9 protein-coding genes are annotated in these 13611 nt (G+C 49.2%); 6 read left to right on the top strand and 3 right to left on the bottom strand.

Annotation, left to right across the window (positions count from 1 at the left end; all coding sequences use genetic code 11):
• Entirely contained in the window at positions 1–1782 is a 1782-nt protein-coding gene (locus tag ACI955_RS13295; protein WP_415244227.1) for an FAD-dependent oxidoreductase, read from the bottom strand.
• 332 nt (positions 1783–2114) lie between these two features.
• On the opposite strand from ACI955_RS13295, the gene acnA reads away from it, so the two are divergent.
• From acnA to ACI955_RS13280, 3 genes are all read left to right on the top strand, one after another.
• Positions 2115–4751, top strand: coding sequence for an aconitate hydratase AcnA (gene acnA / locus ACI955_RS13290; RefSeq protein WP_415244226.1), 2637 nt, complete (start codon positions 2115–2117; stop codon positions 4749–4751).
• 145 nt (positions 4752–4896) lie between these two features.
• A complete protein-coding gene (locus ACI955_RS13285; protein WP_415244225.1) occupies positions 4897–5244 on the top strand; it encodes a DUF6489 family protein in 348 nt (115 codons plus the stop codon).
• An 85-nt stretch (positions 5245–5329) separates the two neighbouring features.
• Entirely contained in the window at positions 5330–6916 is a 1587-nt protein-coding gene (locus ACI955_RS13280; RefSeq protein ID WP_415244224.1) for a GNAT family N-acetyltransferase, read from the top strand.
• Positions 6917–7276: 360 nt separating this feature from the next.
• On the opposite strand, the gene ACI955_RS13275 is transcribed toward ACI955_RS13280, so the two are convergent.
• Complete coding sequence (locus ACI955_RS13275) at positions 7277–8515, bottom strand: aromatic ring-hydroxylating oxygenase subunit alpha (RefSeq protein WP_415244223.1); 1239 nt, start codon at positions 8513–8515, stop codon at positions 7277–7279.
• An 80-nt stretch (positions 8516–8595) separates the two neighbouring features.
• Entirely contained in the window at positions 8596–9240 is a 645-nt protein-coding gene (gene msrA / locus ACI955_RS13270; protein ID WP_415244222.1) for a peptide-methionine (S)-S-oxide reductase MsrA, read from the bottom strand.
• 213 nt (positions 9241–9453) lie between these two features.
• Here msrA and speD point away from each other — a divergent pair, with 213 nt between their 5' ends.
• The 3 genes from speD (at position 9454) to ACI955_RS13255 (ending at position 13308) form a co-directional block, all read left to right on the top strand.
• Positions 9454–9909 (top strand): adenosylmethionine decarboxylase, encoded by a 456-nt coding sequence (gene speD, locus ACI955_RS13265; protein WP_368376574.1) that lies wholly within the window; start codon positions 9454–9456, stop codon positions 9907–9909.
• The gene (gene speE, locus ACI955_RS13260; protein WP_415244221.1) at positions 9902–10750 is read left to right on the top strand and encodes a polyamine aminopropyltransferase; all 849 of its coding nucleotides are present in this window, start codon (positions 9902–9904) and stop codon (positions 10748–10750) included. Before speD ends, speE begins: the two co-directional genes overlap by 8 nt.
• A 302-nt stretch (positions 10751–11052) precedes the next feature.
• Entirely contained in the window at positions 11053–13308 is a 2256-nt protein-coding gene (locus tag ACI955_RS13255; protein ID WP_415244220.1) for an Orn/Lys/Arg decarboxylase N-terminal domain-containing protein, read from the top strand.
• Positions 13309–13611: the final 303 nt, after the last annotated feature.

Genomic DNA, 13611 nt, shown 5'->3' with positions numbered 1-13611 from the left:
TCAGCCGCACTGCCCCGCTTTAGTCACCGAGTAATAGAATTTCTGCATATCCCACGCAGCCGTTGGGCAGCGCTCAGCGCATAATCCACAATGCAAACACACATTTTCGTCTTTAATCATGGCGCGACCCGTGCGCAAACCGTCAGACACATAAATGTCTTGCTCAGTATTATTAGCAGGCATTTTTAGGATCTGGCGAACTTGGTCTTCTTCAGCGCTATTAACGACAATACTAAGGCAATCGGTGGGGCAAATATCGACACAGGCATCACACTCAATACACAGTTGTTCTGAGAACACGGTTTGGGCATCGCAATTTAGACAACGCTGCGCCTCCTTAAATGCGGTGGCCGCATCAAAGCCCAACTCCACTTCTAATTTACGATTACTGAGGCTATTTTCCAGCTCTGCTTGAGGAACGTGGTAGCGAATATCGTTGGCGACTTCGCTGTCGTAGCTCCACTCATGGATCCCCATTTTTTGACTGACTAGAGTCACCCCTGGTGGTGGCCGCTTCGCGACAGACTCTCCCTGACAGTGTAAGTCAATCGAGATTGCCGCTTGGTGGCCGTGAGCAACCGCGGTGATAACATTTTGTGGTCCAAAGGCGGAGTCGCCACCAAAGAATACGCCGGAATTACTGGACTGAAAACTGATCTCATCGACCACCGGCATATCCCATTTGTCAAACTCAACGCCAACATCACGCTCAATCCAGGGGAAGGAATTCTCTTGACCGATGGCAACAAGTACGTCGTCGCAGGGCACAATGACAGGCTCTTCCCCGGTCGAGACCAAACGACGTTTGCCGCCCTCCTCATACACCGCTTTCACGCGATCAAAGCGCATCGCCACCAGACAACCATCTTCAACAATAAACTCCTGCGGCAGGTGGTTATCCATGATAGGAATGCCCTCGCGCTGGGCATCTTCTTTTTCCCACGGTGAGGCTTTCATCTCAACGAAAGGACTGCGGACAATCACTTTGACTTCATCGCCACCCACGCGCCGCGCGGTTCTGCAGCAATCCATGGCGGTGTTACCACCACCGAGTACAATCACTTTTTTACCGATACTCTCTAGATGTTCAAATGCCACGCTAGATAGCCAATCTATGCCGATATGAATATTGGCCTTTGCCGCCTGGCGGCCCGGCAGATCAAGGTCTCGTCCACGCGGCGCACCACTGCCTATAAAGACAGCGTCATAATTTTTGTCTAATACCGTTTTAAGACTGTCCACATAATGATTGAAATGGGACATTACGCCCATATCAAGAATAAGATTGACCTCTTCATTCAAGACTTCTTCGGGCAGTCGGAAAGCCGGGATCTGACTGCGCATAAAACCGCCACCGGCACGCTGATCATCATACAGATCGACGCTATAACCCAATGGCATCAAGTCTCTGGCTACCGTTAATGACGCCGGGCCAGCACCAATAAGCGCGATGTGTTTGCCATTTTTCTGTTTGGGAATAATCGGCAGGCGATTAGTGATATCGCCTTTATTGTCGGCTGCAACACGCTTAAGTCGACAAATCGCAACCGGTTCATCGTCTATGCGGCCCCGCCGACAAGCCGGCTCGCAGGGCCGATCACAGGTGCGCCCAAGCACCCCAGGGAATACATTCGATTCCCAGTTGATCATATACGCATCGGTGTAACGCTGAGCGGCAATTAAACGTATATATTCTGGAACCGGCGTATGAGCCGGACAGGCATACTGACAGTCGACCACCTTGTGAAAATACTCAGGGTCTAGGGTGTTAGTGGTTTTCAATGCGCCCCCTCAATATTATTATTAGCGAGTTGGGTTGCCGATATCGGTGATACTACTGAGGACCGAGACCCCTTAAAACCTATAGATTACAACACAGTAACAATACAAATTCATTAGAAAAATAGCGCCATATTGGCAAATATTGCCACATCTCATCTTTATTTCGCTGGCGCCAAAAGCGCTGAGCACACCCAGTCTTAACAAGCCCTTAAGAAGACCTTGGTGCGGGGATTTAATATTAAAAAAGACGCTATACGAGGGGATCGTCCGGCAATTTCTGCGGTCTGTGCTAGGGTAGACTATGAATAGCTTTCCAGTCCAAGGAGTTTGTAATGCAATCTACTGACCATCTGCGCGCAACACTCAATGTTGACGGCAGCAATTACGACTATTTTGACCTCAACAAACTCGGTGATGATCGCCTCATCAATCTGCCAAAATCATTGAAAATACTACTGGAAAACCAGCTCCGTCATTTTGACGGTGATTCAGTAAACTCAGACATCATTGTGGCCTTCTCGCGCTGGCTAGATCAGCCCACTGGCGGTGAAGATCTCAATTTCTCTCCGGCCCGCGTGTTAATGCAAGACTTTACCGGAGTACCCGCTATTGTCGATTTAGCCGCCATGCGTGACGCCGTTGCTAAACGCGGCGGCGATGTTTCCGCCATCAATCCACAGATCCCCGTTCACTTGGTTATCGACCACTCCGTCACGGTAGATCAATTTGGCTCACCCCAAGCCTTTGGCGAGAATGTAGCCAATGAAATGGCACGCAACGACGAACGCTATCGCTTTTTAAAATGGGGCCAATCGGCTTTCAAGAACTTTAATGTTGTACCGCCAGGCACAGGTATATGTCATCAGGTTAATTTAGAATACTTAGCTCAGGTGGTGTGGAATAGTGACGGTGTAGCCTACCCGGACACAGTGTTAGGTACTGACAGCCACACGCCTATGGTTAATGGCTTAGGCGTACTGGGCTGGGGCGTTGGCGGCATTGAAGCCGAAGCGGCCCTACTCGGCCAGCCTTATTCGATGATATTGCCGGAGGTGATTGGTTTTGAATTAAACGGCAAATTAAATGAGGGTGTCACTGCAACAGATTTGGTATTAACCGTGGTGCAGATCTTGCGCAGAGAAGGCGTGGTCGGCAAATTTGTTGAGTTTTACGGTGACGGCCTGGCTGAATTGAGCGTGGCCGATCGTGCCACCATTGCCAATATGGCCCCTGAATATGGCGCGACCTGTGGCTACTTTCCCGTGGATGACGCCACCCTCGCTTATATGAAGCTGACCGGACGCAGTAGCGAGAATATCGCGCTTACCGAAACCTACTGCAAAGCCCAAGGCCTATGGCGGCATACCGGCGACCAGCCGACGTTTACGCGTACCGTGACACTGGATTTGAATGCCGTAGAGCCAAGTCTCGCCGGACCCACTCGCCCGCAAGACCGGGTTGCGTTGGCCGATTTAGGCGACGCGATGCGCGACTTTCTTAAAGCCAGTAAGCGCGACCTACTTGAAAGCGTCGCGATTCCTGATATGGATTTAAAGTTACATCACGGCGATGTGGTTATTGCCGCTATTACCAGCTGCACAAACACCTCCAACCCCGATGTAATGATTGCCGCAGGCCTTGTTGCCCGCAAAGCTCGAGAGCGCGGTTTGCGCGTTAAACCTTGGGTTAAGACCTCCTTGGCACCCGGATCCAAAGTGGTCAGTAAATACTTAAGCGACAGCGGCTTGCAAGAGGATTTAGACTCACTAGGTTTCGACTTAGTTGGCTACGGCTGCACAACCTGTATTGGCAATTCTGGCCCCCTGCCAGACCCCATCGCCACCGCCATCGACAGTAAAGATATGGTGGTGTCTGCGCTATTGTCAGGCAACCGCAATTTCGAGGGCCGCATCCATCCTCAAGTAAAGGCGAGCTGGCTGGCATCGCCTCCACTGGTTGTTGCCTATGCGCTCGCAGGCAGCACCCTATTGAATCTGCGGGACGACGCAATAGCTAAGGACCAAAAAGGCAAACCGGTTTATCTCAAAGACTTATGGCCGAGCAACGAAGAAATTCGAGATATTCGCAAAATTGTCAGTGGCGATATGTTTAACGAGGCCTACCAAGATGTCTATACGGGTACCGCTGAATGGCAGGCCATCAATATTGCCACCACTGAAACCTATCAGTGGCAAGAAGACTCTAGCTATATTCGCCTACCCACTTTTTTTGACACACCCACATTGGCGGGCGAAGAATTCCCTGCGCTTCGCGGCGCCAGAATTCTAGGCTTATTTGGTGACACCATTACCACCGACCATATTTCGCCCGCAGGTGGAATTGCCCTAGACAGTCCAGCCAGTCATTACTTGCAAAGTAATGGTGTTTCGCCAGCGGAGTTTAACTCCTATGGTTCGCGGCGAGGTAATCACGAGGTCATGCTCCGCGGCACGTTCGCCAATACTCGGCTGCACAATAAGCTGGTGGATCGCGAAGGCGGTTACACTTTATCCCCAGATGGTAAAAGCGTCGTCTCAATTTACAAAGCGGCTATGAAGTATCAAGAAAGTAATACGCCCTTAGTTATTATTGCCGGCAAGCAATACGGCACTGGCTCCAGTCGGGACTGGGCTGCAAAAGGTACCTTATTGCTGGGTATAAAAGCTGTGATCGCCGAAAGTTTTGAGCGAATCCATCGTTCCAACCTCGTCGGCATGGGAGTAATGCCAATAGAGTTCGACAAGGAAATACCGCAGGAGATGCTAGATTTACAAGGCGACGAGCGCGTTGATATTATCTCTTGCGACCCTGTATTGGCGCCAAAGCAAAAAGTCAGAATCATCTTGTCGCGCAGCGACGGCAGCCGTCATGAAGTGCTAGGTCGGCTTAGAATAGATACCAGTGAGGAAATGGCCTATTTCCGTCACGGCGGCATCCTGCAATATGTTTTAGCGGAGCTGGGTAAATAATGCCATTACCTGACTCTGGGGCGCTATTTGATTGGTTTTTATCCAGATTCGCGATTATATTAGCGCCAGTAGAGCTGCTTTGGCACTAGCGCATCCGAACTAATTAATACCATACTAAATTCAGTGATAATACGGAGTCAGGTGTATGAAAATTCATGTCGAGGTTGAAGTCAGTCCGGAAGAAATGCGCCGCCTAGTCGGTCTTCCAGACGCCCAACCACTTTGGGACGCGGTCTACAAACGCATCGGCGAAGGTGACTCAGAAATGATTCAACAAATGGCGAAAACCGCATTTACTGAAGGCATGAAAACCATCGATTTATCTGCTCGAGTATTGAAATCATTGAGCGGCTTAGCCAGCAATCGCAAAAATTCTGACAAAGCGACTGCCGAAGGTAAAGATCCTGAAAGCAGCGATGGCAATCCGCAAAAACCAACACCGAGCAAAGCTGCGCCCGCGCGTCGCAGCGCATCCAGCAAAAGTAAAAGCTAAATTGTTTTCAGCTGGCACCCAATACCACTAAAGCATTGCTTAGCTCTCACTTAATCCTTATTAAGAATTTCAGAGTGACACCACCATGGCAAACATCACACCGGGCAGCAAAAACATTGCTGCCTCGGGCAAAGTACTGCGAGTTCGAAACGCAACTTTAGCCGATATACCCGCTATTAGCGCCCTATCTAAACGCGTTTACACAGGTACCGGCATCGATTCGTATTCGCGCGCAGAATTGCGCGGCCAGCTTAATAATTTCGCCGAAGGCAAATTTGTCGTCACCCTTGAGGACGAAATAGTCGGCTATTGCGCAACATTTCGGGTCAGCGGCGAAGTCTGCCTAAAGCCACATAGTTGGGCTGCGATCACCGCTAATGGCTACGGCACCCGCCACGATCCCGACGGCGAGTGGTTATATGGTATGGAGGTGTGTGTAGACAGCAGCGTGCGTGGCTATCGTATCGGTCAGCGACTCTACAATGCGCGCAAAAAGCTGTGCGAAGAGCTAGGCTTAAAGGGGATTGTTTTTGTCGGTCGCCTGCCCAGCTTGTCGCGTCGTATTAAAAAATACGGCAGCGCTGAAAACTATCTTGACGCGGTGGTGCACCAACGCACCCGCGACCCAGTACTGTCGTTCCAGCTTCGCAATAACTTTGAAGTCATAGATCTAATGCCGAACTACTTGGTCGACGACACCGGCTCTATGGGTTATGGCGTGCATCTTGTCTGGCACAATCCCAAAGTAGAAACTGCTGCCAATGTCGCCCACACCAAACGCCACGGCGGCCGCCAACCCGACACCGTGCGGATTGGTACCGTGCAATATATGCAGCGACGCGTCACTTCATTTGTCGAGTTCATGTCGTTCATAGAATATTTTGTTGATGTAGTAGCCGACTATAAAGGCGACTTTGTGGTTTTCCCCGAACTCATCACCCTGCAGCTACTGTCTATTGAAGACCAGGAGCTAACACCTATTCAGTCTATAGAGGCACTCACCAAATACACGCCCCGCTACGTCGAAGCCATGCAAGACTTAGCCGTGCGTTACAACATCAACATTATCGGCGGATCACACCCTACTCGCGTCGCCAACGGCCGGGTCGAAAATATCTCTTACGTGTTTCACCGCGACGGACGTGTCGATGAACAAGCAAAAATTCACCCCACCCCCAATGAAGTCTATTGGTGGAATATTGAAGGCGGCAATGAGCTGCAGGTTATAGACACCGACTGCGGCCCCATTGGCATATTAATCTGCTATGACTCCGAGTTCCCCGAACTCGGCCGTCACTTAGTAGATCAAGGCGCTGAGATCCTGTTTGTGCCCTTCTGCACCGATGAGCGCCAAAGCTATATGCGCGTGCGCTACAGTTGTCAGGCTAGGGCCGTTGAAAATCAGGTTTATGTGGTCATGTCTGGCAATGTCGGTAATTTGCCTAACGTCGCCAATATGGATATTCAATACGCACAAAGCTGTATCTTAACGCCCTGTGATTTCCATTTTGCCCGCGACGGTATCGCCGCTGATACCACGCCCAATGTGGAAACAGTCGCTATTGCCGATTTACGACCAGAGTCATTGCGTATAGCCCGTAATAGCGGCACCGTGCAAAATCTGCGCGACCGCCGCCACGACTTATATCAAATGAAATGGCGAGGAAACTAGCATCATGGGCGAAGGCAAACTCCTAACGCCCAAGCATTAAAATAAGGCACGACAGAACTTGTCGGAATGGGCTCTTGTATTGAGAGTCTATTTTATTTTAAAAATAATATTTATTCCGCGACGACGAACATCTAGCGCAGGCAACAATCCTTCCCCAATACCATCGAATAAAATCTAATTATTTTACATACCGTCGATAGAATAGATCTCAAATTACTTAGCGCACTCATACTACTTCAGACCACTGACAGAAAAATCTAAGGCACTTTTATTTTAGACGACCACAACATTAAAGTACTCACACCTCCTATAACCCAAAGTCCGGCCTCCCTAAATTCATTTAGGCGCAGCGTCGAAAAACTATAACTTTTCGAGTAAGGGCATGTTCAAGGCTTTACGAAAGGTGTTGTGGTAGTGGTGCAGCGGCGCTTCATTGCGGCCAAAGATACTATATTGCATCAGGCCACTTTCAGCAGTTTTTTGCTGCTGTTCGCCCATCATGTAATCTTCTTTTTCAATGGCGTCATTGAATATCTTCATTATCGCATCCAAAGTGAACACCACGTTCAGTCCATCGCGTTTCTGAAAAACATTATCAGCAGTGACAAGAGTTGTTTTACTATCAATCTTCGCCGCCTCCACTGCATCAATCATCTCTTGAGAAAAATAATGACTGATGCGAGTTATGGAGCGGCCAGCATTTTTTGGATCGGGGTAGATACGAATCAGCGTAGCACGCCCCTCGCCTACCGTAATTTGAATATTCGGGAAGAGATAGTAAAGAAGTATTGCGCCCTGACAGAGCTGCCACTGTTCCTCGGGCACACTTCTAAGAAGATCAATGGCTTTGCGTGCGAACACAAAGCGATGATGCTGACCTATCGCTTCGTAGGACAGATTATCGCCATAAAAGCCAAGACCCAGCGTATTCTTGTGCAATTTTTGAAAGTGATACGTTTCACCGAAGGTATCGTTAGCCAGCTTCCAGTTTAATTTCATATCGATGGTCGATTCACCACTGAAGATCAAGTCACCAAATTTTCCGGAAGCCAGCTCTTCTGATAAAGGCCCGAGCAGAGCATCTACATCCAAATGACCATCAGGCTTGGGGTGAATCCAAAGGAATCCATCTTTCTCCACTGAGGGCAACTCCACGAGACCGAAGCACGCCTTATCGATCTCACCAAAGTGTTCGCTCTGCGGAATAGCCACTAGTTGGCCCTGACCAGAATAACTCCATGAGTGAAAAGGACATACGAATAGATTCTTCTCCCCCCTCGGCTCATCGGCAATGCGGGCACCACGGTGCCTACACGCATTTAGAAAAGCGTGAAATTTCCCATTTTTATCACGCGTTGCCAGCACCGGTGCGCCAAAGTCATCACTAGTAAAATAGCAACCTGGACCGGTCAGATCGCCGGAAAAACCAATCAGCTGTGGATGGTTTTGAAAGAAAGCCTGCCACTCCTTCTCCGCAAGATCTGGGCAGACGTAAGAAGAAGTGGGCATTTTATATTGCACGCGGGCATCAACATTTTTGCTCTCATCTATTTGCTGCATGAGCTCTTTAAGGATGAGAACTTGTAGACTGTGCTCCATTATAAAATACCTTTTTAATTATTATTTTTGATAGGATCAGCAGCAGATAGACTATGCACACTACAAATTAGAGGCGGTTTTTATAGTGGGCAACTTACCCCAGTACCGCCCAAGCCGCAGTAACCACCGGGATTTTTATCCAGATACTGCTGATGGTAGGACTCGGCGTAATAAAACTCGTCTATATCGACTATCTCAGTCGTCACCGCAGGCAAGCCCTCTTCAGCGAGCGCCCCTTGGTACAACTCGAGCGATGCCGCCGCCACCGCTTTCTGCTCAGCGGTAGAACAATAAATACCCGAACGATACTGGGTGCCAACGTCGTTGCCCTGACGCATGCCTTCGGTGGGGTTATGGCTTTCCCAGAACAACTTCAGTAATTCTTGGAAGCTGACTCGAGCGGGGTCGAATGCCACTAATACCACCTCGTTGTGCCCAGTCATGCCTGAGCATACCTCTTCATAGCTTGGGTTGGGCGTATGGCCACCGCAGTAACCAACAGCGGTAGTGCAAACGCCCTCTTGTTGCCAGAATTTACGCTCTGCGCCCCAGAAGCAGCCCATACCAAAGACAACCCGCTCAGTTCCTGCCGGAAACGGCGGCTGCAGGGGCGTGTTAAGCACGGTATGCAAGGATGGCACCGCTATTTTATGGGCTCTACCAGGCAGTGCTTGCTCCGCTGTGGGAATAACTGCTGGCTTACGATAACGATCAAAAATACTCATTTTTTGGGCTCCTGTTAAAACATTCTCAACCTGCGCCTACTATGCCCTGATTCACCCATATTCCGCTAGCCCCGCCAATCACGAAAAAGCACTGCGACTTCAATGACTTTAGCATCACCGAATGGTGGATTTTTCCGGGATTTTTTATTGCTATTTAGCATAAAACACGTTTAAATCGCCGGCTCTTTAACCAACGCGGAGGATTTATGCTAAATGAAAAGCTTAGATCATATGCCTTCTCTGGAGGCCGGCGCAGCTAACTGTAATCCGATTACACAATCGGATGAAAATCTTGACCACGTCATTATTCGTGACGGCGTTGCTTACGCTGGCACGCATCTTATCATCGACCTTTGGGGCGCCTCCCATCTCGATGAACTCCCCCGCATGGAAAAAGCATTTATTGACTGTGTCAAAGAATGTGGTGCCACCCTGTTGCACATCCATATGCACCACTTTACCCCCAATGGTGGCATTTCTGGTGTCGCAGTTTTAGCTGAATCTCATATTAGTGTACACACTTGGCCCGAACGCGATTACGCTGCGTTTGATGTCTTTATGTGTGGTGACGCCAAGCCTGAATTGGCCGTGGAAATCCTTCAAAAGGCCTTCTCGCCCTCGCGTATCGAGGTCGGTGAAAACCTGCGCGGGAGAATGGACGATGTCTGAGTGGTTTGACGAAACACTCCACGACGCCTACCACCAAGGATTCCAAGTCAGTGAGGTCTTGTTTGAAAGCAAGACCGAGCATCAGCATCTTATTATTTTTGAATCTGGCAGCTTTGGTCGGGTAATGGCGCTAGACGGCATTATTCAAACCACCGAGCGAGACGAGTTCATCTATCACGAAATGTTAGCGCACACGCCATTGTTTGCCCACGGCAATGCCAAGAATGTACTCATTATTGGCGGCGGCGACGGGGGCTTGCTTCGCGAAGTGCTCAAACACTCGGAAGTTGAGCACGTTGTGCAGGTTGAAATAGATCAAGCCGTTATCGATATGTGCGTGAAATATCTACCGAATCATTCGGCAGGAGCCTACGACAATCCCCGCGCAGAAATAGTAATTGGCGATGGTATTGATTTCGTCACCCAGTGTGACCGCCAGTTTGACGTTATTTTGTCTGACAGCACCGACCCCATTGGTCCCGGCGAAGTTTTATTCACTTCTCCGTTTTACCAAGGCATTCAACGTTGCTTAAAACCTGGCGGCATCTTTGCTGCACAGAACGGCGTGGCGTTTATGCAACCCGACGAAGTGTGCACAACCCATCAGCGTCTATCACCATTGTTTGCGGATACCGCGTTTTACGCAGCAGCAGTGCCTACCTATATTGGCGGCGTGATGACATTTGCATGGGCTAGTGACAGCGGCACGGCGCGTGAGCAAGATTTAGCCACATTGACAACTCGTTTTGTCGACAGTGGCATCAAGACTCGCTACTACAACCCTGCCCTGCATATCGGCGCTTTTGCACTGCCCCAATATCTCGTGGAGATTTTGGGCTAGACATCCCGGACTGCAACGATCAAAACAGCAGGCCGGATGCCATTGCATAGCTATTTATTTCTGTAATTATTTTCCCTTAAAATGGTCAGACTCCTGCAGCAAAAAGAAACCGCATAGCTGACAGTTGTCTTAGATATTGTTAGGGTGAAAATATTACGGGCCTAAACCGTAAAAAATGTATCAAAATCAGGGCGTAACATGAATCAGACTATGCACTTAAAATCCGCGATCTGACTTACAATGTGCGCAAACGAGTCCAGACATAATCTGGGTATAGCCGAAAACTAACGCTGGCCATATAAATGAAATTTCGTTTCCCCGTTGTCATTATTGACGAAGATTTTCGCTCCGAAAATATATCCGGTTCAGGCATTCGCGACCTTGCCGATGCCATTAGTAAAGAAGGCATGGAAATTGTTGGGCTAACAAGCTACGGCGATCTTACCGCGTTTGCGCAACAAGCAAGCCGCGCGTCCTGCTTTATACTTTCTATAGATGATGAAGAATTCGGTGACGGCAGCGACGAGACAGTCGGCCAGGCATTGGAGTCCATCGCTGAATTCATGACGGCGGTACGTCAACGCAATACTGATATCCCGGTGTTCCTCTACGGTGAAACCCGCACCTCTCGCCACATTCCCAATGAGATTTTACGTGAGTTGCACGGCTTCATTCATATGTTTGAAGACACCCCGGAATTTGTCGCTCGTCATATCATTCGCGAAGCCAATAAATATCTTTCATCGCTGGCGCCGCCATTCTTCAAAGCGTTAATGAACTACGCCAGCGACAGCTCATACTCTTGGCACTGCCCGGGCCACTCTGGCGGCGTAGCATTTCTAAAAAGTCCGGTTGGCCAAATGTTCCACCAATTCTTCGGTGAAAATCTGCTGCGCGCCGACGTTTGTAATGCAGTGGAAGAGCTTGGACAACTGCTAGACCATACCGGCCCCGTTAGCGCCAGCGAAAACAATGCAGCGCGTATCTTTGGCTGCGACCATTTATTCTTTGTCACTAACGGTACATCCACTTCAAACAAGGTGGTATGGCACTCCACCGTAGCCCCCGGCGATATTGTGGTGGTAGATCGCAACTGTCACAAATCGATTTTGCACAGTATTATCATGACTGGTGCAATTCCGGTATTTCTCATGCCAACGCGCAATCACTACGGCATAATCGGGCCTATTCCCAAAAGCGAATTCGACCCTGCTGCAATTAGTAGAAAGATCGAAGAACACCCCTTTGCCCGTCATGCTAAAGACAAAAAACCACGGATTCTAACTATTACCCAAAGTACCTATGACGGTATCGTGTACAACGTCGAGGAAATAAAAGATATTCTCGACTCAACCATCGACACCCTGCATTTTGACGAAGCCTGGCTGCCCCATGCCGCCTTCCACACCTTCTACCACAATATGCACGCCATCAGTGCTGACCGCCCGCGCTCAGACGACACCTTGGTATTTGCCACCCAATCAACCCACAAATTACTGGCCGGCCTGTCACAAGCCTCGCAAATTCTGGTTCAAGATGGCACCAAGCGAAAACTTGATACCCATCGCTTTAACGAATCCTACCTGATGCACTCGTCAACCAGCCCGCAGTACGCGATCATTGCGTCCTGTGATGTTGCTGCGGCAATGATGGAACCCCCCGGCGGCAAAGCATTGGTAGAGGAATCGATTCTTGAAGCACTGGATTTCCGCCGTGCTATGCGCAAAGTTGATGCCGATTATGGCGACGATTGGTGGTTCCGTGTGTGGGGGCCAGAGGCTCTCGCCGAAGAAGGTATTGGTGACCGCGATGACTGGGTCATCCACTCAGATGATAGTTGGCACGGCTTTGGCGAAATTGAGTCGGGTTTTAATATGCTCGACCCCATCAAGGCCACCATCATTACCCCCGGTTTGGATGTCGACGGTAACTTCGATGATTTTGGTATTCCAGCCTCGATAGTCAGCAAATATTTAGCTGAGCACGGCATCATCATTGAAAAGTCCGGCATGTACTCATTCTTTATCATGTTCACCATCGGTATCACCAAGGGCCGCTGGAATTCCATGGTTACCGAGTTACAGCAATTTAAAGACGACTATGATCAAAACCTACCTCTGTGGCGGGTAATGCCGCAATTCGCAGCCAAATATCCACAGTATGACAAAGTCGGTCTACGCGACCTGTGCAGCAATATTCACAACGTCTATAAAGAGTACGATCTGGCCCGCATCACCACAGAGATGTACCTGTCAGAAATGGAAGCAGCAATGATTCCCGCCGAGGCGTGGTCTAAAATGTCGCATCGCGAAGTTGAACGCGTTGCCATTGATGAATTAGAAGGTCGCATTACCGCGATGCTAGTGACGCCCTACCCACCTGGTATTCCGCTATTAATTCCTGGCGAGCGCTTCAATAAAACCATCGTCAAATACCTACAGTTTGTACGCGACTTTAACTCTCGCTTCCCAGGCTTCGAAACTGATTGCCACGGCTTAGTTAAAGAGCGCGTCAATGGTGTAGACCATTACTTTGTCGATGTCGTCAACGATGGCTAAACCACTTCTATAAACGCTTTATAAAGCGGGCAATGCTTACCTACTTTTACGGCCGGACACAGACAATGTGCTCCGGCCTTTTTTACGCCCGCTAAACAAGACCTTGTGTAGCCGCGCCTGAAATCAGCGTTAAATTTAGAAATTTCTCATACCAAATCGACGGTTTTAAAGAAACCTGTGATCGCCGTCACAAAAAAAGACCCTCGCGTCACATAATATTCACGCTAACTCTTGTTTACACGCGTAAAGATAATTACTTATGATCTCTGACGCGTTTTTATCAAAATAAAACGCTATTAGCCT

The organism is Zhongshania sp., assembly GCF_047636175.1.
GTDB lineage: Bacteria > Pseudomonadota > Gammaproteobacteria > Pseudomonadales > Spongiibacteraceae > Spongiibacter.
The sequence above is the reverse complement of the archived record's forward strand: the minus strand, read 5'-3'. Positions and strand labels throughout refer to the sequence as shown.

Bases quoted from the DNA above. Each gene is read 5' to 3' on its own strand.
- ACI955_RS13280 (WP_415244224.1), top strand. From the start codon at position 5,330: ATGGCAAACATCACACCGGGCAGCAAAAACATTGCTGCCTCGGGCAAA.
- msrA (WP_415244222.1), bottom strand. From the start codon at position 9,240: ATGAGTATTTTTGATCGTTATCGTAAGCCAGCAGTTATTCCCACAGCG.
- ACI955_RS13255 (WP_415244220.1), top strand. From the start codon at position 11,053: ATGAAATTTCGTTTCCCCGTTGTCATTATTGACGAAGATTTTCGCTCC.
- ACI955_RS13275 (WP_415244223.1), bottom strand. From the start codon at position 8,515: ATGGAGCACAGTCTACAAGTTCTCATCCTTAAAGAGCTCATGCAGCAA.
- ACI955_RS13285 (WP_415244225.1), top strand. From the start codon at position 4,897: ATGAAAATTCATGTCGAGGTTGAAGTCAGTCCGGAAGAAATGCGCCGC.
- acnA (WP_415244226.1), top strand. From the start codon at position 2,115: ATGCAATCTACTGACCATCTGCGCGCAACACTCAATGTTGACGGCAGC.
- speD (WP_368376574.1), top strand. From the start codon at position 9,454: ATGAAAAGCTTAGATCATATGCCTTCTCTGGAGGCCGGCGCAGCTAAC.
- speE (WP_415244221.1), top strand. From the start codon at position 9,902: ATGTCTGAGTGGTTTGACGAAACACTCCACGACGCCTACCACCAAGGA.